Annotated in this window: 20 protein-coding genes; 1 reads left to right on the top strand and 19 read right to left on the bottom strand. The window is 70.0% G+C overall.

The features are described 5' to 3' along the window. Window positions 1-50: 50 nt before the first annotated feature. From ACKTSN_RS13895 to proS, 13 genes are all read right to left on the bottom strand, one after another. The gene (locus tag ACKTSN_RS13895) at window positions 51-359 is read right to left on the bottom strand and encodes a DUF2469 domain-containing protein (RefSeq protein WP_003993268.1); all 309 of its coding nucleotides are present in this window, start codon (window positions 357-359) and stop codon (window positions 51-53) included. Between the two features lie 56 nt (window positions 360-415). Continuing rightward, on the bottom strand, window positions 416-940 hold the full coding sequence (locus ACKTSN_RS13900) for an NUDIX hydrolase (protein WP_409474825.1): 525 nt from the start codon (window positions 938-940) through the stop codon (window positions 416-418). Between the two features lie 34 nt (window positions 941-974). Beyond that, window positions 975-1,748 carry a signal peptidase I gene (gene lepB / locus ACKTSN_RS13905; RefSeq protein WP_409469422.1) on the bottom strand — a complete coding sequence of 258 codons (774 nt, stop codon included), beginning with the start codon at window positions 1,746-1,748 and terminating at the stop codon, window positions 975-977. Window positions 1,749-1,839: 91 nt separating this feature from the next. Further along, complete coding sequence (lepB, locus tag ACKTSN_RS13910) at window positions 1,840-2,826, bottom strand: signal peptidase I (protein WP_409469423.1); 987 nt, start codon at window positions 2,824-2,826, stop codon at window positions 1,840-1,842. Further along, a complete protein-coding gene (gene lepB / locus ACKTSN_RS13915; RefSeq protein ID WP_409469424.1) occupies window positions 2,714-3,805 on the bottom strand; it encodes a signal peptidase I in 1,092 nt (363 codons plus the stop codon). Before lepB (ACKTSN_RS13915) ends, lepB (ACKTSN_RS13910) begins: the two co-directional genes overlap by 113 nt. Next, complete coding sequence (lepB, locus tag ACKTSN_RS13920) at window positions 3,798-4,514, bottom strand: signal peptidase I (RefSeq protein WP_409469425.1); 717 nt, start codon at window positions 4,512-4,514, stop codon at window positions 3,798-3,800. The genes lepB (ACKTSN_RS13915) and lepB (ACKTSN_RS13920) overlap by 8 nt, the downstream gene beginning before the upstream one ends. Before the next feature lie 45 nt (window positions 4,515-4,559). Next, entirely contained in the window at window positions 4,560-4,910 is a 351-nt protein-coding gene (rplS, locus tag ACKTSN_RS13925; RefSeq protein WP_103781700.1) for a 50S ribosomal protein L19, read from the bottom strand. 134 nt (window positions 4,911-5,044) lie between these two features. Continuing rightward, the gene (gene trmD / locus ACKTSN_RS13930; RefSeq protein WP_129801595.1) at window positions 5,045-5,878 is read right to left on the bottom strand and encodes a tRNA (guanosine(37)-N1)-methyltransferase TrmD; all 834 of its coding nucleotides are present in this window, start codon (window positions 5,876-5,878) and stop codon (window positions 5,045-5,047) included. Then, window positions 5,878-6,420, bottom strand: a complete 543-nt coding sequence (rimM, locus tag ACKTSN_RS13935; RefSeq protein WP_409469426.1) for a ribosome maturation factor RimM — start codon at window positions 6,418-6,420, stop codon at window positions 5,878-5,880. Before rimM ends, trmD begins: the two co-directional genes overlap by 1 nt. 86 nt (window positions 6,421-6,506) lie before the next feature. Continuing rightward, entirely contained in the window at window positions 6,507-6,746 is a 240-nt protein-coding gene (locus ACKTSN_RS13940) for an RNA-binding protein (protein ID WP_003973401.1), read from the bottom strand. Window positions 6,747-6,748: 2 nt separating this feature from the next. Continuing rightward, the gene (gene rpsP, locus ACKTSN_RS13945) at window positions 6,749-7,168 is read right to left on the bottom strand and encodes a 30S ribosomal protein S16 (protein WP_133046791.1); all 420 of its coding nucleotides are present in this window, start codon (window positions 7,166-7,168) and stop codon (window positions 6,749-6,751) included. Window positions 7,169-7,452: 284 nt separating this feature from the next. Next, window positions 7,453-8,052, bottom strand: coding sequence for a hypothetical protein (locus ACKTSN_RS13950; RefSeq protein ID WP_409469427.1), 600 nt, complete (start codon window positions 8,050-8,052; stop codon window positions 7,453-7,455). Window positions 8,053-8,301: 249 nt separating this feature from the next. Next, on the bottom strand, window positions 8,302-9,717 hold the full coding sequence (gene proS, locus ACKTSN_RS13955) for a proline--tRNA ligase (protein ID WP_409469428.1): 1,416 nt from the start codon (window positions 9,715-9,717) through the stop codon (window positions 8,302-8,304). Window positions 9,718-9,914: 197 nt separating this feature from the next. Between proS and ACKTSN_RS13960 the strand changes: the two genes are divergently transcribed. After that, window positions 9,915-10,769 (top strand): SAM-dependent methyltransferase, encoded by an 855-nt coding sequence (locus ACKTSN_RS13960; protein WP_409469429.1) that lies wholly within the window; start codon window positions 9,915-9,917, stop codon window positions 10,767-10,769. 47 nt (window positions 10,770-10,816) lie between these two features. Here the strand turns inward: ACKTSN_RS13960 and ftsH are convergent, their stop codons facing one another. The 6 genes from ftsH to nsdA form a co-directional block, all read right to left on the bottom strand. After that, the gene (gene ftsH / locus ACKTSN_RS13965; protein ID WP_409469430.1) at window positions 10,817-12,760 is read right to left on the bottom strand and encodes an ATP-dependent zinc metalloprotease FtsH; all 1,944 of its coding nucleotides are present in this window, start codon (window positions 12,758-12,760) and stop codon (window positions 10,817-10,819) included. Between the two features lie 106 nt (window positions 12,761-12,866). Continuing rightward, window positions 12,867-14,417 (bottom strand): signal recognition particle protein, encoded by a 1,551-nt coding sequence (gene ffh / locus ACKTSN_RS13970; RefSeq protein WP_409469431.1) that lies wholly within the window; start codon window positions 14,415-14,417, stop codon window positions 12,867-12,869. Between the two features lie 115 nt (window positions 14,418-14,532). After that, on the bottom strand, window positions 14,533-16,980 hold the full coding sequence (locus ACKTSN_RS13975) for a [protein-PII] uridylyltransferase (RefSeq protein WP_409469432.1): 2,448 nt from the start codon (window positions 16,978-16,980) through the stop codon (window positions 14,533-14,535). A gap of 57 nt (window positions 16,981-17,037) precedes the next feature. Further along, a complete protein-coding gene (locus ACKTSN_RS13980; protein WP_003997576.1) occupies window positions 17,038-17,376 on the bottom strand; it encodes a P-II family nitrogen regulator in 339 nt (112 codons plus the stop codon). Next, a complete protein-coding gene (locus ACKTSN_RS13985) occupies window positions 17,373-18,713 on the bottom strand; it encodes an ammonium transporter (protein ID WP_409469433.1) in 1,341 nt (446 codons plus the stop codon). The genes ACKTSN_RS13980 and ACKTSN_RS13985 overlap by 4 nt, the downstream gene beginning before the upstream one ends. A 405-nt stretch (window positions 18,714-19,118) precedes the next feature. Further along, window positions 19,119-20,594 carry a transcriptional repressor NsdA gene (nsdA, locus tag ACKTSN_RS13990; RefSeq protein ID WP_409469434.1) on the bottom strand — a complete coding sequence of 492 codons (1,476 nt, stop codon included), beginning with the start codon at window positions 20,592-20,594 and terminating at the stop codon, window positions 19,119-19,121. Between the last annotated feature and the right edge of the window lie 314 nt (window positions 20,595-20,908).

Below are 20,908 nucleotides of genomic sequence, written 5' to 3' on the forward strand. Positions count from 1 at the left end.
CGGCAGTTGTGGACAACGTCGTCACCCACGCGAGCGACAGCGACCACCGATCACCCGCTCGGGAGCTCCAGATCGCTCTTGTTCAGCTCCTCGATGTTCACATCCTTGAATGTGAGGACCCGGACCTGCTTCACGAACCGGGCCGGCCGATACATGTCCCACACCCAGGCGTCCGCCATCGACACCTCGAAGAACACTTCGCCCTGAACCGAATGCACCTGCATCTCGTAGTCGTTGGTCAGGTAGAAACGCCGCTCGGTCTCGATCACGTATTTGAACAGACCGACGACATCGCGGTACTCCCGGTAGAGCTTGAGCTCCATCTCGGTCTCGTACTTTTCGAGGTCCTCGGCGCTCATGGCATGTTCCCCTTCAGCCGTGCGATCCCACCATTGTGCGCCAGTCCCGTGAGCCCCTAGACGATTTCCGTGTCGAGGATCTTGGGCCTGGCAGGGGGACCTTCGTCGAGCAGTCTGCGCAGCAGCTCGGCGAGTCTGGTCGGATACACCGTCTCATGCGCCCGGGTCAGTTCCTGCCACGTCCACCACCGCGCACCCACGACACTGCGTCGCTCCAGCTCGGTGAGGCCCAGGGCCTCGGTCGTCGTCTGGTTCGTCCGGGCCAGGTAGTACCACTCGTCCTGGTCCCAGCGTCGGCCCGCGAACGGGAACGAGCACATCCGCCGCCACAGCACCGGGCCCAGCTCGACGGCCGTGATTCCGGTCTCCTCCGCGAGTTCCCGCACAGCGGCCTCCTCGCGGGTCTCGTCGCCCTCCAGGCCGCCGCCAGGAGTGAACCACCAGTCGTCGGCGGGATCGTCCGGCTCGTGGCCGTGCAGCAGCAGGATGCGGTCGTGGGGGTCGAGCAGCACGACCCGGGCCACCTTGCGCACCTCGTGTTCATGCGCGGCTCGCCTCCGGGGCGCGGCGGTGCCGCCCAGGCCCTCGGAGGAACCTGCTCCGGCATCCGTCGCCTCAGCGGGCACCGGCAGACTCCGTCCACGGACGGCTACGGCCCGCCACGCGCTTCGCGAGCGGACCGTACGCGGCGCCCCCGAGCACCAGCACGGCTCCGACCACGATCATGGCGCCCATCGTACGGAGCGGGCCGGGCGTGGACAGGTCGCCGAGCACCTCGAAACCGGTGGGGCGTTCCAGCATGCCGTCCATGGGCCAGACGACGGCGTCCACCCGCGCGGACACGGCGTCGCGCGACACGGTGCCGCCGGCGGCGTCCGTGAGGTGGGCGGTGGAGTCCAGGGAGCCGTGCCGCTCGTCACCGAGCAGGAACAACCGTCCCTCGGGCACGGTCACGGTCGGGAAGTTCGCGACTTCGGCGGCCTGCCCCTCGGGCAGATACGGTTCCTCGATCTCCTTGCCGTCGACGGTCAGCTTCCCGTCCCGGCAGCAGGAGACGGTGTCCCCGCCGACCGCGACCACGCGCTTGACCATCGGCGCGTTGCCCCAGGTCACGTCCTTGAAGACGACGACGTCACCGCGGCGCACGTCCGCGCTGTCGACCCGCTCGGCCAGCACGCGGTCGCCCACGCCGATCGTCGGTGCCATGGAGCCGGTGGGCACGGTGTACGGGCGGTAGACCACCGCTCCCCAGCCGAATCCGCCGAGGAACAGCACAAGGCCCAGCGCGACCGCCAGCCCGGACAACCGCTGTCCGATCCGCCCGCCCGCCGGGCCACTGCTCACCCCGCCGCGCTGCGGGGCCGTACGTGTCGCGCTCTCGCCACCCATGGACCCGCACCCTACCCGGCGGTACCTGACCGGGTCAGCCCTTCGGTTCTCCGACCGAGGTCAGAGTTCCGGAAGGCTTCACCAGGGCCGGTCAGCGCGTCTGTGCGACGGTGAGCCGGCGGCGGCGCCACAGGGCCACCGGCACGACCCCGGCGAGCGCCAGGGCGTTCGGGGCGGCGGTCAGGGCCGCGGACGCGGAGGACTGGCCGCCCAGACTGGGCTGGTCGAAGGTGTCCGGAACCGGGAGCGTGCCCCAGCGGTTGATCGGCCACGCCTTGACGATGGCGCGTCCGACGACCTTGTCCACCGGGACCATTCCGTGGTTGTCGTCGCCCTGGTTGTAGCGCGAGTCCCGGGAGTTCTGCCGGTGATCGCCCATGACCCAGATGAAGCCCTCGGGGATCTTCACCTTGAACTGCCCGCCCTGGTCGTCATTGCTGCACGGCGTGTTGCCGGGGTACACGTACGACGTCTCGTTCAGCGCCTTGCCGTTGACCTTGAGCGGGCCGGTGCCCTGGCACTCCACCGTGTCGCCGCCGACACCGACGACCCGCTTGATGAGGTCCTTCTCCTCCGCGGACGGCATCAGGCCGATCCAGCTGAGCACCGTCTGCAGGGCGTTCGGATTCGTCGTCGGCTCGCCGGCCAGCCAGTCGTCCGGGTCGTGGAAGACGACGACCTCGCCGCGCTCCGGCTCGGACCCGAACCACGGGGTGAGCTTGTCGACGAGAACGCGGTCCCCCTGCTGGAGGGTGTTCTGCATCGAGTCGGAGGGGATCGAGAACGCCTGCACCAGGAACGTCTTGATCAGCAGCGCCAGCACCAGCGCGATACCGATCAGGATCGGCAGCTCCTTCCAGAAGGAGCGCTGTTTCTTCGGCTGCTTGGGAGCCGGGCCGCCCGGCCCCTGGTCCCCGGCCTGGTCCTGCCCGTCCGTCACCCTGCCGTCCTTGGCCACTGTTGTGTCACTCCCTGCGGGAGGGACGCTGTCCGGGGCCGTGGGGGCCGCGTCCACGGGCTGTCCGCGGTGCTCCTCGCCGTCGTGCCCGGACCGTGCGCCAACCGCCACATCCCCCACGCCAACTCCTTACTCTGTGCCGCCGCCTGCCCCGTGCACGGCGCAGGCCCACCACTCCCATAACGAGCGGGAGTTCCGCAGGGCTCGGGAGCTGGATCGTTCCGTTCGGATCGTCGGAGGCAACCCTATGCGACGGTTGGGGAGCAGCGGTCGACCCGGAGGCCGAGTCGGACACGGAAGCGTAGGTTTTCGGTTCCTCCAGGGTGGTCCAGTGGCCGAGCGGCCAGGCGATGACGACGGCGCGTCCCACCACCTCCTCCTCGGAGACGGTGCCGCCGTAGTCGGTGTCCTGGTGGGAGCGGGAGTCCGCGGAGTTGGACCGGTGGTCGCCCATCACCCACAGCCGGCCTTCCGGCACGGTGATGTCGAACGGGGTCGCCGACGGTTCGTTGCCGGGAAAGAGATAGTCCTCGGTCAGGGGAACGCCGTTGACCGTGACCCGCCCTTGCGAGTCACAGCACTTGACGCGGTCGCCGCCGACTCCGACGACCCGCTTGATGAGGTCCTTCTCGTTCTCGGAGGGCAGCAGGCCGATGAAGGTGAGACCTTCCTTCACCTGCTTGACGACGACCGGGTCCTCCTTCTTCTGGGTGGGCTGCTCGTCCTGGAGCCAGCCACCGGGGTCCTTGAAGACGACGACGTCACCGCGCTGCGGCTTGGAGCCGAACCAGGGGGTGAGCTTGTCGACCAGGACGCGGTCACCGATCTGGATCGTCTGCTCCATGGAGCCGGACGGGATCACGAAGGCCTGCACGAGGAAGGTCTTCAGCACGAGGGCTATGAGGACGGCCACCCCGACCAGGAGCGGGACCTCCTTTATCGCCGAGCGGCGCCGACGACGCTTGACCTTGCGCTGGAGCTTGCGCCGCTCGGCGCGGGTGCGGCCGCCGGACGGGCCGGCGGCCCGTCGGGTGCCGGTGGGCAGCAGGTTGTCGGCGGCGCTGCTGGGGACGCCGCGCGGTTTGCCGCGGTTACCCATGGGCACCGTCCGCCGTGGGCACGCGCGCGTAGGCGCCCGATCGGTGCAGGCGGGTGAGGTGGCCGACGGGCCAGACGATCCAGTCGGCCCGGCCGATCACGTCACCGACGGGCACCATGCCGCCGCCCGGTGAGCCCAGATGGTCGCGGGAGTCGCTGGAGGCGCTGCGGTGGTCGCCGAGGACGAACAAGGTGCCGTCGGGCACGACGACGTCGAAGGGCACCGTGGACGCGCTGTCGCCGGGGTGCAGGAACGTCGACTCGTCGACGGACCGGCCGTTCACCTGGAGCCTCCCCTCCTTGTCACAGCAGACCACGCGGTCTCCCCCTACACCCACGACGCGTTTGATGTAGTCGGCGTTCCCGAAGTGTCCGGTGCCGTCGAACACGACCACGTCACCGCGCCGCGGTTCGGCACCGAAACGGTACGCCAACTTATTTACGAGAACGCGGTCGCCGATCCTCAATTCGCGTTCCATGGATCCGCTGGGGATCTGGAACGGCTGCAGCACAAAGGTGCTGAGCAGCAGCAGAAACAACAGGCAGATCAGCAAGGTCAGGGTGATCCGCCCGCCGGGGAGCCAGTCGGCGATCCGCGACACCAACGCGAAACGCGACCGTTCCTCCGGCCCCTCTGTGTCCGAGATCTCCTCGGATCCGGAAGGGCGGGAGGAGCGGTCGCGCTCCGTCGGCTGTGCTTCGGTGTCCATCGGGGCCAGATGCTATCCGGCCCCGTTTCGAACGCCGGGAAGCGCTCAGCTCTCGCGCTTCTCCTTGATCTTCGCCGCCTTGCCGCGCAGGTCGCGCAGGTAGTACAGCTTGGCGCGGCGGACGTCACCCCTGGTGACGAGCTCGATCTTCTCCACGATCGGGGTGTGCACCGGGAAGGTGCGCTCGACGCCGACGGAGAAGGAGACCTTGCGGACCGTGAAGGTCTCGCGCACGCCGGAACCCTGGCGGCGGATCACCACACCCTTGAACTGCTGCACACGGGAGCGGTTGCCCTCGATGACGCGGACGTGGACGTTGACCGTGTCGCCCGGGCGGAAGGCCGGGACGTCGCTGCGCAGCGACGCGGCGTCGACGGAGTCGAGCAGGTGAGACATTTCGTCTGCTTTCTTCGCTGATGCCACAGGTCATCAACGGAAACTAGGTTTTCCGGGTGAGCGTCATGCTGGTCGGAGCGCGCGTCGTGTCCCCCTGTGGCAGGGGCGCACGCCGGACGGCGCACAACAGCGGTCTATTCTTCCACGCCGTCTGCCCGGCGCCAAAATCGGCCGTACGGCTCACCCTCGGGGTCCGGTTCCCAGCCCAGGATGGAGAGCATCTCGCGGTCCTTCTTGTCGAAGGCCTTGGGGTCGCAGCGCTCGATCAGGTCGGGCCGGTTGACCGTCGTCCGCTTCAGCGCCTCGTCACGGCGCCAGCGGGCGATCCTGCCGTGATGGCCGCTGAGCAGCACGTCCGGGATCTCCCGGCCGCGCCACTGGGGCGGCTTGGTGTAGACGGGGCCTTCCAGGAGGTTGGCCATGGCGCCGGGCGCGAAGGAGTCGTCGCGGTGGGACTCGGCGTTCCCGAGGACGCCGGGCAGCAGCCTCGCCACGGCTTCCGTGATGACCAGTACGGCCGCCTCGCCGCCGGCGAGGACGTAGTCGCCGATGGACACCTCGTGGACGGGCATCCGGGTCGCGTACTCGTCGATGACGCGCCGGTCGATGCCCTCGTAGCGCGCGGGCGTGAAGATCAGCCAGGGGCGCTCGGAGAGTGCGACGGCGAGTTCCTGGGTGAAGGGGCGGCCGCTGGGCGTGGGGACGACGAGGGTGGGCGCGTGGGAGCCCGTTTCGTAGCCGTCGGCGAGGACGGAGTCCAGGGCGTCGCCCCAGGGCTCGGTCTTCATGACCATGCCGGGCCCGCCGCCGTACGGCGTGTCGTCGACCGTGTGGTGCCGGTCGTGGGTCCAGGTCCGCAGATCATGCACGTGCACGTTCAGCTGTCCACGCGCGCGTGCCTTGCCGACCAGGGAGACGTTCAGCGGGTCGAGGTACTCGGGGAAGATGGTGACGACGTCGAGCCGCATCAGGACTCGTCCCCGGAGGAGTCGATCTCGGCCCGGTCGTCGATCAGGCCGGGCGGCGGGTCGACCACGACCCGCTGCTCCTCGAGGTCGATCTCGGTGACGATCTCCTCGACGAACGGGATCATGACCTCGGTCCCGTCAGGACGCTCCACGATGAACAGGTCCTGCGAGGGCAGGTGCGAGATCTCGGTGATCCGGCCGACGTCCACACCGTCCTTGGTGACGACATCGAGGTCGATCAGCTGGTGGTCGTAGTACTCGTCCTCGCCCTCGGGCAGTTCGTCCGGGTCGACCTCGGCGATCAGGAGGGTGTTGCGCAGCGCCTCGGCGCCGGTCCGGTCGGTCACACCCGCGAAGCGCAGCAGCAGGCGTCCGCTGTGCACACGGCCCGTCTCGATGGTCAGCGGTCCGGCGGAGGCCGGGTCGGTGGCCAGGACGGCACCGGGGGCGAGCCGGAGTTCCGGCTCGTCGGTACGTACCTCGACGGTGACCTCGCCCCTGATGCCGTGGGCGCGGCCGATGCGGGCGACTACGAGCTGCACTTTTCGAAGATCTCCTGTCGTACGTACGACCACGGGCCGGGGACGGCCGAGTGGCCCTCCCCGGCCCGAGCCGGTGCTGCGTTGCGTCAGCGGACGTGGTCCACGTCGACGAGGTCGACACGGACTCCGCGGCCGCCGATGGCGCCCACGACGGTGCGCAGAGCGCGTGCGGTGCGGCCGTTGCGGCCGATCACCTTACCGAGGTCGTCGGGGTGGACCCGGACCTCCAGCACACGCCCGCGACGCAGGTTGCGCGAGGCGACCTGCACATCGTCAGGGTTGTCGACGATGCCCTTCACGAGGTGCTCGAGAGCCTCCTCGAGCATGCTCAGGCCTCGGCCGACTCGGACTCGGCGGCAGCCTCGTCCTTCTTCTCCGCCTTCTTCTTCTGGGTGATCGCCTCACCCTTGCCCTCGTCGTCGCCGCCGAGGGCCTCGAACGACGGGCGCGCCTTCTTCGGCTCGGCCACGAGCAGCGGCGCCGGGGCGGGCTCGCCCTTGAACTTCTGCCAGTCGCCGGTCTTCTTCAGGATGGCGAGCACGGGCTCGGTCGGCTGGGCGCCGACACCGAGCCAGTACGCCACGCGCTCGGCGTCGACCTCGATCACCGACGGGTTGTACGTCGGGTGGTACTTGCCGATCTCCTCGATGGCCCGGCCGTCACGGCGGGTACGGGAGTCGGCGACGACGATGCGGTAGTGAGGCGAACGGATCTTGCCCAGACGCTTCAGCTTGATCTTGACTGCCACGGGAGTGGGTTCTCCTGGATTTGACGTGGTTGGGCACGGCGAGACGGCCGCGTGGGGTTGCGGTACCCGAGTGCCCGATGGACGCGTCAGCCGGAGGAGAGAGGGGTCCTGTGCGGCTGTCGAGTACAGCTAGCCATTCTGCCATACCCTGCGGGCGCTTCCGACCGGGGGCAGTTGGGCATGCCTGGTATGCGCCCGGCGTCCACGTGACCCTACGTCGGTGCGCAACCCGCCGCAGCTGCGGCGGCTACGGCTGTCCGGCACCCACGAGATGCCGGAAATGCTCAGCTTGCCGCGCCCGCGCCCACGACCTCTGGGATGCGGAACGGTTTTCCGCAGCCACCGCACACGATCGGGGCCTGGGCCAGGACCGAGGGAACGACCCGTACGTTGCGGCCGCAGTCGCACACCGCCTTGACCCGGACCCCGCCGCCGGAGGAGCCGTGGCGGGCCGCCGGGCCGCGGAAGGTGCGTGAGGTGTCGGCGGAGGTGGCGGCGGTGTGGGCGGTCAGGGCGCGCTGCAGGCGCTCGATCGTGGTGCGGTAGCGCCGCTTCGCCTCGGGGTTGAGCGTGACCAGCGAGAAACCGCTGCTGGGGTGCGGTTCCTCGCGGTGGTCCAGGCCCAGCTCCTCGGCGATCGCGAGGAATCTGCGGTTGTGGTACCGGCCGGCGCGGGAGGTGTCGCGGATTCCGCGGGCGGCGGCGATGCCGTGGACTGCCTCATGGAGCAGCCGCTCGAAGGAGAGCTCGTGTCCGCAGGCGGACGACGACTCCCCGATCAGGGATTCGGGCGCGGCAAGATCTGGCAGCTCGGGGTGGTACCGCTGAATGTCGGCCCACGCCTGTGCCAGCTCTGCGGCGAGAACAGGTGGTGTCGTGCTCACGTAATGACAACGAGCCTGGGTCCCGCTGTGTTCCGATTCCGGGGCATCCCAAATAATTCGCACGTACCCGTCAGTTGCCGCTGATGCGTCCTGACGAGGGCGGGTGCGCTGATCTGCGGAGAAGCCGCACAGCTCGTACCAAGCCGGTACGTAGCCTGACGTACGACCCGGCGCGTAGACATGTCCGCGCGCCGGGGGAACGTGTGGTCCGCGGATGCGCAAGTGGCGTTTCGGTCGCCTCTCGCCGCTTCAGTATGCGCGCGCGACGATCGCGACGTTACCGGGTGCGTCATCGGCGTCCGGCACCGACCCGTCCTCGGCGACCAGACACCGTACGGTCACCGCGTGCTCGGCCAGCTTGGCCTCGCCTTCTTCGCCGAGGGTCGCCCAGGGGATGCGCGCCCAGCCGCCGGCGGTCGCCGCCTCGACGGCCTCCTCGATCGTCGACACGTCGGAGGTGCGGGACTCACGGCGCTCGCGGGACTGGGTCAGCAGGAGCGCCTGATCCTCCTCGAAGAGCGTGGGGAGCAGCCGTACGAGCGAGTCGATGGCCACGGGTTCCTTGCCGCCCGGGATGCGGCGCGCCAGCATCGCCGTGTTGTTCTCCAGGTCACGGGGGCCGATCTCGATCCGTACGGGTACACCCTTCAGCTCCCAGTCGACCGCGCGGCGCCCGAACGGGGTGTCCGTGCGGTCGTCCACCTGGACGCGGACGCCGGCCGCCCTGAGCCGGTCGCCGATCTCGCGGACCTTGGCCAGAACCGCATCGTCGCCCTTGATCGCGAGGACGACCGCCTGGACGGGGGCGAGGCGCGGGGGCACCCGCAGCCCGTTGTCGTCTCCGTGCGTCATCACCAGGGCGCCGATCATGCGGGTCGTGGACCCCCAGGAGGTCTGCCAGACGAGCTCCTGCCTGCCCTCCTTGGACAGGTACTGGGTGTTGAAGGCCTTGGCGAAGTTCTGACCCAGCTCGTGGCTGGTGGCCATCTGGAGTGCCTTGCCGTCGCCCATCATGCTTTCGAGCGTGAGGGTGTTGATGGCGCCCGCGAAGCGCTCCTTGACGGTCTTGCGGCCGGGGACGGTGTCCATCGCGAGGACGTTCACCATGAAGTCCTCGTAGACCTTGCGGTGGATGTGCGCGGCGAAGTCGCGGGCGTCCTCGAACGTGGCGTGTGCCGTGTGGCCCTCCTGCCACAGGAACTCGGTCGTACGGAGGAAGAGGCGGGGCCGCAGCTCCCAACGGACCACGTTCGCCCACTGGTTGATCAGCAGGGGCAGGTCGCGGTAGCTCTGCACCCACTTCGAGAAGTAGTCGTTGATGATCATCTCGGAGGTGGGGCGGACGACGGCGGGTTCCTCGAGGTCCTTGCCGCCGCCGTGGGTGACGACCGCGAGCTCGGGGGCGAAGCCCTCGACGTGCTCGGCCTCCTTGGTGAAGTACGACTGCGGGATCAGCAGCGGGAAGTACGCGTTCTGGGCGCCCGCCTCCTTGATCCGGGCGTCCATCTCCTGCTGCATCCGCTCCCACAGCCCGTACCCGTACGGTCGGATCACCATGGTGCCGCGCACCGGACCGTTGTCGGCCAGCTCGGCCTTGTTGATCAGGTCCTGGTACCAGCGCGGGAAGTCGTCCGCGCGCGGGGTGAGAACGGGTGCCTTTGCCATGGCGAGATGGTACGGGCCCACGTTGCCGGAATGTGAATTCTCGCCACTTGCGCGGGCGCCCCACAAGCCGGGCTCCGCAACCCCTGGACGCGGTCGCGCGCCCGGAGTTTCCTGGCATACGGGGGAGGGCGGGCGTACGCCACGGGGGCTACGGAAACGGGTACAGCAGCAACTCTCGGCGGATTGGGGCGCTTTCGATGACACCTACGCTCGTGCGGCAGCGACTGCCTCATGCGGTACCTGCGCCCCGCGTGGACCTGGCTGCACGCGCGCGTGACTGGTCGGAAATCCAGGAGCGGATGCTCGTACCGCTCTACGAGGCGGTCTACGAGCGACTGGACGTGGGCCCCGGCACCCGGCTGCTGGGGCTCGGCTGCGGTTCCGGGCTGGCGCTGCTGATGGCGTCCTCCCGGGGCGCCGCGATCACCGGTGTCGAGTCCTCCTCCCCCGAGAGAAGGGCCCTCGCGCGCGAGCGTCTGCTGCCGGAAGGACCGGGCACGCGCGCGCGTGCGGGCGTCCGGCTCCTCGACGATGCTCCCGGGGCGCCCGAGGACGGGACGCCCGCGTACACCCTGGTGACCGCCTTCGAGCCCATCGGGTGTCTGGCGGGAGACTCGGAGGGGCTCGGTGAGCTGCTCGCCGCGGCGGTACCGCTCGCGGAGCGGGGGGCGCCCGTGGTGCTGGCCGGCTGGGGGCCGCCGGAGCGTTGCGCCACGTCGTCCGTGCTGCGGGTGGCGGGCAAGCTGGCGGATCCGCTACGCAGCGCGGGCAGTTGGCGTCCGGCCCTGCGCGACGACCTGGAGGAGGTCGCCCAGCGGGCGGGGCTCCGGCCGGACGGTTCGGGGCGGGTGGCGTGCCCCTTCGGGTATGCCGACCTGGACTGCGCGGTGCGCGGGCTGCTGTCGACGGGGCTGTTCGACGCGGCGATCGCGGCGACGGATCAGGAGCAGGTCGACAAGGAGCTGACCGAGGCCCTGCACCCGCACCGGCGGCCGGACGGCACGGTGTGGATGCCGAACGTGTTCCGCTACCTGATCGCCCGAACCCCCTGACAGGGCCCGGGAGATGCAGGTGGTGCGCGGAGGGGCGGGGCGCCCCCCTACCCCTCCTGGTCACCCTTCGTCAGCCGCGAGATCCCGGCGATCAGGTACGCGTCCACCTCCTCCAGCGTCTCGCGTTCCAGCAACGCCTCCGCCAGCGCGTCGAGTTGGTGCCGGTGGTCGCGCAGCTTGCGGCACGCCTCCTCGTAGCACTCGTCGACGATCCGCCGCATCTCGCCGTCGATCACGTCCAGCGTCTGCGGTGCCGCAGCCAGGCCGTACGTCTGCTGGGCGTCGTTGGGGAGGGCGGACAGTCGGCCGACCTGTCTGCTCATGCCCCAGCGGGCGACCATTCCGCGGGCGATGTTGGTGACCTGTTCGAGGTCGCTCTCCGAGCCGGTGGTGATGACCCCGTAGACGACATGTTCCGCGGCCATGCCGCCGAGTGCGCCGATGATGCGGCCGCGCAGATAGTCCTCGGTGTACGCGTACTTGTCCGACTCGGGCGTCGACAGTGTCACGCCGAGTGCCCTTCCGCGCGGCACGATGGTGATCTTGCGGACCGGGTCGGCGCCGGGCTGCAGCATGCCCAGCAGGGCGTGGCCGCTCTCGTGGTAGGCGGTGCGTTGGCGTTCCTCCTGGGGCATCACCAGCGCGCGTTCGGCGCCGAGTTGGACCTTCTCCAGCGCTTCCGAGAGGTCGGTCTGCGTCACCTGCTCCTGCCCTCGCTTGACCGCGATCAGGGCAGCCTCGTTGGCGAGGTTGGCCAGTTCGGCGCCGGTCATTCCCGGGGTCGTACGGGCGACCCGGGTGAGGTCGACGTCCGGGGCCAGCGGGATCTCGCGGGTGTGGATCTTGAGGATGGCCTCGCGGCCGCCCCGGTCCGGGGGCGCGACCATCACCACCCGGTCGAAGCGGCCGGGGCGGGTCAGGGCCGGGTCCAGGACGTCCGCGCGGTTGGTCGCGGCGATCACGATCACGCCCTCGGAGCCGGAGAAGCCGTCCATCTCGGTCAGGATCTGGTTCAGGGTCTGCTCGCGCTCGTCATGGCCGCCCATGCCGGCACCGGCGCCGCGGGCCCGGCCGATGGTGTCGATCTCGTCGATGAAGATGATCGACGGGGCGACCTTGCGGGCCTCCGCGAACAGTTCCCGTACGCGGGAGGCTCCCACGCCCACGATCATCTCGATGAACTCGGAGGCCGACGCGGAGAAGAACGGCACGCCCGCTTCCCCGGCCACCGCCCGCGCGAGCAGCGTCTTCCCGGTGCCGGGCGGCCCCGCGAGCAGCACGCCGCGCGGCATCTTGGCGCCCATCCTGCGGTAGGCGTCGGGGTTCTTCAGGAAGTCGACGACATCGTTGAGCTCGCCCGCGACCTCGTCGATGCCCGCCACGTCGGCGAACGTCGTGCGCTTCTCCCCCGACTCCAGCGCGACGGGCTTGGGCGGCTCCCTGCGTCCGAACATGCCGCCCGCGCCGCCCATGCCCGCCCGCATCCGCCGTGTGATGAAGATCCACAGCACGACGAGCAGGAGGATCGGCGCCAGCGAGATCAGCAGGTTGGCCAGAAGACTGCGCTGCTGGACGACCGGCTCCGCCGTGACGGTGACGTTGTTCCTGGTCAGGTCCGCCCAGAGCCGGTCGTCCGCGAACTCGGGTCGCTGGGTCCTGAACTTCGTGTACGTCCCGTCACCCTCGGGGTTGTCCTGGGCCCTCTTCAGCTGGCCCTGGATCGCGTCGCCCTTGGAGTAGATCTTGCTGACGTTGCCGTCGTCGACCTGCCTGCTGAACTCCGTGTACGAGATCGTCGGCTCGTCCCCGTCGCCGAAGAACGACAGCGCGAGGTTGACGAGCACGAACAGGACCAGCGCGGTGAGGGCGAGGCTCCACCAGCCGCCGGGTATCCGCCGCCCACCGGACGGCGGCTTCGGCGGTTCCTCGGGCGTGCCCTCGGTACGCCAGGGCTGCTCGGGCGACTTGCGCGGTGGCGCAGGGTTGGTCATATCGGGACGTTACGCCACACGGGCGTCTGCGGCATGTGCGCATACGACACCGGGGGCACCCTTGCGATCGAGGGTGCCCCCGGTGTCGTGGACCAGGTACTGCCGACTAACCCATGAACTTCTTGAACTCGTCCGGCAGTTCGAAGTCCTGTCCGCCCTGCTGCGGCACTCCGAAGGCGTTGCCGCTCTGAGCGGCGGCCGCGCGGCGGGCGGCGGCCTCCTGCTCCTGCTGCTTGCGCTTCATCGGGTTGCCGGAGCGCTGCTTGCCCTTGGCCTTCTTCGGCTGCTTCTTCGACCGGCCGGGCCCGCCACCCATGCCCGGCATCCCCGGCATGCCGGGCATACCGCCGCCCTGAGCCATGCGGGACATCATCTTGCGGGCCTCGAAGAACCGCTCGACGAGGTTCTTCACCGCGCTGACGTCGACTCCGGAACCCTTGGCGATACGGGCGCGGCGGGAGCCGTTGATGATCGTCGGGTCCTGGCGCTCGCCCGGGGTCATCGACTTGATGATGGCGGCCGTGCGGTCGACGTCCCGCTCGTCGAGGTTGTTGATCTGGTCCTTGATCTGCCCCATACCGGGCAGCATGCCGAGCAGCTTGGAGATGCTGCCCATCTTCCTGACCTGCTCCATCTGGGCCAGGAAGTCGTCCAGGGTGAAGTCCTGGCCCTTCTTGGACGCCAGCTTGGAGGCCATCTTCTCGGCCTCTTCCTGGCTGAACGTCTTCTCCGCCTGCTCGATCAGGGTGAGCAGGTCACCCATGTCGAGGATGCGGGAGGCCATCCGGTCCGGGTGGAAGGCGTCGAAGTCGTCGAGCTTCTCGCCGTTCGACGCGAACATGATCGGCTTGCCGGTGATCTGTCGGATCGACAGAGCCGCACCGCCGCGGGCGTCACCGTCGAGCTTGGACAGCACCACGCCGTCGAAGCCGACGCCGTCCCGGAAGGCCTCGGCGGTGTTGACCGCGTCCTGACCGATCATCGCGTCGACGACGAAGAGGATCTCGTCCGGCGAGACCGCGTCCCGGATGTCCGCGGCCTGCTGCATCATGTCGGCGTCGATGCCGAGGCGGCCGGCGGTGTCCACGATCACGATGTCGTGGACCTTGGACTTCGCGAAGTCGATGGAGTCCTTGGCGACCTTGATCGGGTCACCGACGCCGTTGCCCGGCTCAGGCGCGAAGACCGCGACCTCGGCCCGCTCGGCGACGACGCTCAGCTGGTTGACGGCGTTCGGGCGCTGGAGGTCGGCGGCGACCAGGAGCGGCGAGTGGCCCTGCTCCTTCAGCCAGCGGCCGAGCTTGCCCGCGAGGGTGGTCTTACCGGCACCCTGCAGACCCGCCAGCATGATCACGGTCGGCGGCTGCTTGGCGAACCGCAGCCGCCGGGTCTCGCCGCCGAGGATCGTGACGAGCTCGTCGTTCACGATCTTCAGGACCTGCTGGGCCGGGTTCAGCGCCCTGGAGACCTCGGCACCGAGGGCACGCTCCTTGACGTTCTTGATGAAGCTCCGGACGACCGGCAGAGCCACGTCCGCCTCGAGGAGCGCGATGCGGATCTCGCGCGCGGTGGCGTCGATGTCCGCCTCGCTCAAACGCCCCTTGCCGCGCAGATTCTTGAAGGTCGCTGAGAGGCGATCGGAGAGAGTATCGAACACGGCGGCGTCGGTCCTCGGAGTCGGGGGCAGGTGTGAGCGTCTTCCAGGGTATCCGGCCGCGCAAGAAAGTCGTCCCCACCCGCTGCACCCTGCTGAACGCCCGGACGCTGCGAGGTCACCCCCGCAGGGCCTCCTCCAGCTTCTGCGCGACCCCCGTCGCCTCCGTGCCCGGCAGGGGCGCGCCCTCCGGGTCTGTGACATAGAACGCGTCGACCGCGTTGGCGCCCAGCGTGCTCACATGCGCGCTGCGCACCCGTACGCCGGCGTCTTCCAGCGCCCGCCCGATCCGGAACAGCAGTCCCGGCGCGTCCTGGGCGCGCACCTCGATCACCGTGGCGAGGCGGGACGCGGCCGAGGCGACCGTCACCCGCGGTGGCGGCGCGACCACGCCCCGGCGGCGCGGATAGGCGGCGTCGCGCTCGGCTAGGCGGGCGGCGATGTCCAGGGAGCCGTCGAGGGCGCGCACGAGGTCGGCGCGCAGCCGGGCGGCCTGGGGCAGGGAGCCGTATTCGGCGGCGACCCGCCAGTCCAGCAGCAGCACCGAGCCCTCGACGCCCTCCGGCAGCTCCAGCGCCCGCAGCTCCGCCGTGCGGACCGTCAGACGGTGCATGGCGAGGACACCGGCCACCGCGGGCAGCACGCCCGCCTGGTCCGGTACGGCGATGAGCAGCTCCACGCCGAGCGGCTCCGGATCGCCGGACGGCTGCTCCTCCGCCGGCGGCTCGGTCTGCGCGCGCAGCGCCAGCACGGGGCTGCCGGTCGCGATCGCCTCGAGGGCGAGCCGCTCCTGCTCGGCGGTGGGCGCGGCGGCCTCGGGTTCGTCGAGGGGATCCCCGGCGAGGACGCCCGCGACCCGCTTGACCAGGTCGGCGACGAGCGAGCCGCGCCAGGACGACCAGGCGGCCGGTCCGGTGGCCAGCGCGTCGGCCTCGGTCAGTGCGTGCAGCAGCTCCAGCGTGCTCTGCGTGCCGACCGCCTCGGCGACCGAGCGGACGGTGGCCGGATCCTCCAGGTCGCGCCGGGTCGCGGTCTCGATGAGCAGCAGGTGATGGCGTACGAGGGTGGCGAGGACGGCCACGTCCGCACGGTCGAAGCCGATACGGGCGGCCACGTCGCGCGCGATGATCTCGCCGGCCACCGAGTGGTCGCCGGGCCAGCCCTTGCCGATGTCGTGCAGCAGCGCGGCGACCAGGAGCAGGTCGGGGCGGCTGACCCGGCGGGTGAACTCGGAGGCACGGACGGCGGTCTCGATGAGATGCCGGTCGACGGTCCAGATGTGCACGGCGTTGCGCTGCGGCCGGCAGCGGACCCGCTCCCAGTCCGGCAGCAGCCGGGTGATCAGGCCCTCGGCCTCCAGGGCCTCCCAGACCTCGATCGTGGGGCGGCCTGAACCCAGCAGGGTCACAAGCTGTTCGCGCGCCTCGGCGGGCCAGGGTGTGGGCAGCGGGCGCACTCCGGCCGCCATGCGCCGTACGACGTGCAGGGAGAGCGGCAGACCGGCCTGAGCGGCAGCGGCCGCGGCGCGCAACGGGAGCACGGGGTCGCGGTCGGGGCGCGCGGCCCGGGCGAGCACCACCTCGCCGTCCTGCTCCACCACCCCTTCGGCCAGCGGAGAGCGCTCGGCGACCTGCTTCCCACCGCCCAGCATGGAGCGCAGGCGCGGCCGCACGGCGCGCGACCGCAGCACGCACCCCACTTCACGCCAGGTGACATCACTGGCGTACGAGATGACCCGCGCCGCCTCGTACACCTGCCGCAGCAGCGTGTCGGCGTCGAGGAGGCCGAGCTCGGCGGCGACCTGGTCCTGCTCCTGGAGCGCGAGCCGGTCGGTCGCGCGCCCGGTGGCCAGGTGCAGGGCGTCCCGGACGTCGAGCAGCCGGCGCCGGGCGTCGTCGAGGCCCTCGCGCGGGGCGTCGGCCAGCCAGGAGGCGGCGACGGCACGCAGGGCGGTGGCATCGCGCAGCCCACCGCGAGCCTCTTTCAGATCCGGCTCCAGGAGGTACTGCAGCTCGCCCTGGCGCTCGGCGCGTTCGGCGCACAGTTCCTGCAGTTCGGGCAGGCGTTTGGGGGCCTGGTTGCGCCAGTCGGCGAGGACGGCGGTCCTGAGTCCGGCCGTGACGCCGAGGTCGCCGGCGATGTGCCGGGCATCCAGCAGGCCGAGCTGGACCTTGAGGTCCTCGCCGGCCGTCCTGCGGGCCTCGGCCGGCGTACGGACGGAGTGGTCGAGGGCGAGGCCGAGGTCCCAGACCGGGTACCAGATGCGGTCGGCAAGGGCCGCGATCGCGGCGGGGTCGCCGCCGTCGTGCAGCAGGAGCAGGTCGAGGTCGCTGCGCGGGGACAGCTCACCATGGCCGTAGCCGCCGACCGCGACGAGGGACACCCCGCGCAGTCCTTCGGCTCCGGCGTCGAAGAGCCCGGCCAGCCAGTCGTCCGTCAGCTCGGCCAGGGCGGCACGGCGCGGCGGCCCGGACTGCGCCCCCTCCGTGAGGAGGCGCAGCCGGGCCGCCGCGTAGCCGCTGGGTCCCGAGTCCTCTGCTTCCGTCCGTACGCCCGTGCTCGTCACCCAGCGACTCCTCTTCCTCTGTGTCAGAGCTTCCTCTGTGTCAGAGCTTCCTCTGTGTCAGAGCGCGTCCGGTCCGCGCTCGCCGGTCCGGACCCGTACGGCCGTCTCGACCGGGAGGGACCAGACCTTGCCGTCACCGATCTTGCCGGTGCGGGCCGCCTTCACGATGACGTCGATCAGCTGCTCGGCGTCGTCGTCCTCGGCCAGCACCTCGATACGGATCTTGGGGACCAGGTCGACGGTGTACTCGGCGCCCCGGTAGACCTCGGTGTGACCCCTCTGACGACCGTAGCCGCTCGCCTCGGTGACCGTCAGACCGTGTACTCCGAAGGCCTGGAGGGCCTCCTTGATCTCGTCGAGCCGGTGGGGCTTGACGACGGCGGTGATGAGCTTCATGCGTCCACCTTCTTGCTCGCAGCTTCGGCGACCGGCGCGGGGGCGGAGGCGGTGCGGGAGGCGCCACCACCGGCACCGCTGAAGTCGTATGCGGTCTCGGCGTGCTCGGCCTGGTCGATGCCGGCCACCTCATCGTCCTCGGAGACCCGCATGCCGATCGTCTTGTCGATCAGGAAGGCGAGGATCGCAGAGGCGACCAGCGAGTAGGCGAGGACCGCGAAGACACCGGCGCACTGCTTCCAGAACTGTTCCAGACCGCCGCCGTAGAAGAGGCCCTCGACCTCGGACTGGCCCTTGCCGCTGGCGAAGAAGCCGATGAGCAGGGAGCCGAGGACACCGCCGACCAGGTGGACGCCGATCACGTCGAGCGAGTCGTCGTAGCCGAACTTGTACTTCAGGCCGACGGCCATGGCGCACAGCAGACCGGCGATGGCGCCGACCGCGATCGCGCCGAGCGGGTCGACCGCGCCACCGGCCGGGGTGATGGCGACCAGACCGGCGACGGCACCGGAGGCCGCGCCCAGCGTGGTGAACGCGCCGTGGCGGAGCTTCTCGTAGATGAGCCAGGCCAGCATGGCGGCGGCGGTGGCGATCTGGGTGTTGACGAACATCAGCGCGCCGACACCGTCGTCGTTGCCGAGCCAGGAGCCGGCGTTGAAGCCGAACCAGCCGAACCACAGCAGACCGGCACCGAGCATGACCAGCGGCAGGCTGTGCGGGCGCATCGGGTCCTTCTTGAAGCCGACCCGCTTGCCGATGACGAGGATCACGCCGAGCGCCGCGGCACCGGCGTTGATGTGGACCGCCGTACCGCCGGCGAAGTCGATCACACCCAGCTCGAAGGCCCAGCCGCCGGTGCCCCAGACCCAGTGCGCGACCGGGAAGTAGACGACCGTGGCCCACAGGGCGACGAACAGCGCCCACGCCGTGAACTTCACACGGTCCGCGAGGGCGCCGCTGATCAGGGCGGGCGTGATGATCGCGAACATCAGCTGGAAGACGGCGAAGACGTAGACCGGGATGGTGTAGCCGCTCCAGAGGTCTGCGGTGCCGATCCCGGTGAAGCCGACGTAGTCCGAGCTCCAGCCGATGATGCTGCCGGAGTCCGTGCCGAAGGCGAGGGAGAAGCCGTACAGCACCCACAGGATGGTGACGATCCCGAGGCTGATGAAGCTCATCATCAGCATGTTCAGGGTGCTCTTGACGCGGACCATTCCTCCGTAGAAGAAGGCCAGGCCCGGAGTCATGAGCATCACCAGGGCGGAACAGATGAGCATGAAGCCTGTGTTGGCGGCAGAGAGTTCCGGCTCTGCGGCAAGCGTGATGGCTGGTGCCATCGGCGTCTCCTCGTCGTTGGATACGGCCCCGTGCGGGCGAAGCCTTGAGCTGTCATGAGGGATGGGCCGGTTATGGGCCACGAGATTGGCGCAGCGCCGTTTCGGTGGAAGCCCCTCGTTGTTTCGCGACGGTGACGAAGGCGCCCTGCGTGTTACGCGTTGATGAACTGCCGGATGGCGGCCGAGCCGATCGTTATCGTGGCGCAACCTTCAACGATGACCACCATTGAGCGACCCCGACCGCGGCCGGCCACCTCCGCGAGAGCGGCGCCGGTTCAGGCGCACGAGGCGAGCACAAACCCAGCCCGGCCGCGGGCGGCCTTCCGATGACCTGGCATGGGGGAGCCGAGTCGGGCAGTTCGGGAGGGCCGGCCGCGGCCGGAGTTCAGGGGTTCGGCGGGGTGCTCAGACCGCCTCGGCGGTCTCCGGAAGCTCGACGACGAGCTTGTCGGTGAGGTCCACGACCTCGGCGAGATCACCGAAGTCGCGGGCGGCGGTGTCGACGGTCTTTCGGATACGAGTGTTGACCCGCTCGGAGCGGACCTTCTTGGCGACCGTCATGGCTCGGTCGGCGAACTCGGCGCTCCGCTCGGGCTCGCGCTGGAGCAGGTGCACGGTGGCCATGCCGATGAGGTTGAGCGCATACGACCGCTGGTGCTCGCCGTCCTGCGCGAACAGCTCCACGGCCCGCCGCATCAGCGGCTCGGCGAGGGAGGCGTAGGTGGGGCTGCGGCCGGCGACATAGGCGAGGTCGCGGAAGGAGTGGGAGTTCTCGCCGTACAGCTCGGCCTCGGAGAAGAAACTGATCCAGTCGGGGTCCGGCTCGTCCCAGTCGTCGGCCTCGGTGAAGGTGTCCTCGGCCATCCGCACGGCCCGCTTGCACTTGCCGGGCTGGCCCATGTTGGCGTAGGCGCGGGCCTCCATCGCATACAGCATCGACTGGGTGCGCGGGCTCGCGCAGTCCCGGCTGCCGTACTGCGCGAGGTGGATCAGCTCCAGGGCGTCCTCGGGCCGCCCGAGGTGGATCATCTGGCGGCTCATGCTGGAGAGGATGTACGAGCCGAGCGGCTTGTCGCCGGCCTCCTTGGCGGCGTGCAGGGCGAGCACGAAGTACTTCTGCGCGGTGGGCTGGAGCCCCACGTCGTACGACATCCAGCCGGCCAGCTCGGCCAGCTCGGCGGCGACCTTGAACAGCCTGCGGGTGGTGGCCTCCGGCTGGGGCTCCTGGAGCAGGTCCGTCACCTCGTGCAGCTGGCCGACGACCGCCTTGCGGCGCAGACCGCCGCCGCACTGGGCGTCCCACTGGCGGAACATCACCGTGGTGGTCTCCAGCAGGTCCAGCTCGGGCCTGGACAGCCGCCCGCGCGCGCGGTTGGCGGGCACCGACGCGGGCTCCGGCTGCGGGGCGGACGGGGCGGGGACCAGCCAGCGCTGCATCGGCTCGATCAGGGCCGGGCCCGCCGACAGGGCCAGCGAGGTCCCGAGGAAGCCGCGCCGCGCCAGCATCAGGTCGCTGCGCGAGAACTCGCCGAGCAGGGCCACCGTCTGCGGGCCCGTCCAGGGCAGGTCGACACCCGTCGCGGAGGGCGCCTGGCGGGCGGTGCGCAGACCGAGGTCCTCGATGGAGACGACGCAGCCGAACCGCTCGGAGAACAGCTCCGACAGGATCCTGGGGATCGGCTCGCGGGGATTCTCCCCGTCCAGCCAGCGGCGCACCCGCGAGGTGTCCGTGGAGATGTGGTTGGCCCCCAACTGGCGTGCCCTGCGGTTCACTTGCCGCGCGAGCTCGCCCTTGGACCAGCCGCTGCGCACGAACCACGAGCCCAACAGCTCATTCGGGCGCTTCTCAGCGTTCATCCCGCTTCCGCCGTTGCCGCCCACTGGAACGCCCCCATCCCTCAGACCGCTTGTCACCAAGTGCGCCAAGCCCCATCAGAATGCCCGTCGATGCGGCCGTCGTCCGGTGGTTCTCACTCTTCGGACGAGCAACCGGCTTGCCTCGGGCATACCCACCGGCGCATGTGCCCCGGATGGTGTGCACTCAAAGTAATCCTACGATCACTGCTCCAGCCACGGCGATCCCGGAATCGCCACCATTCGCCACCCCTTCGAATGAACTCCCGGTCGCCTCCAGACGATTCACTTGACATAGGACGGACAGGAGTGAGCGCAGCGCTGCACACAGGGGCGCGCAC

It is taken from the genome of Streptomyces flavusporus (assembly GCF_046267975.1).
Classification (GTDB): domain Bacteria; phylum Actinomycetota; class Actinomycetes; order Streptomycetales; family Streptomycetaceae; genus Streptomyces; species Streptomyces flavusporus.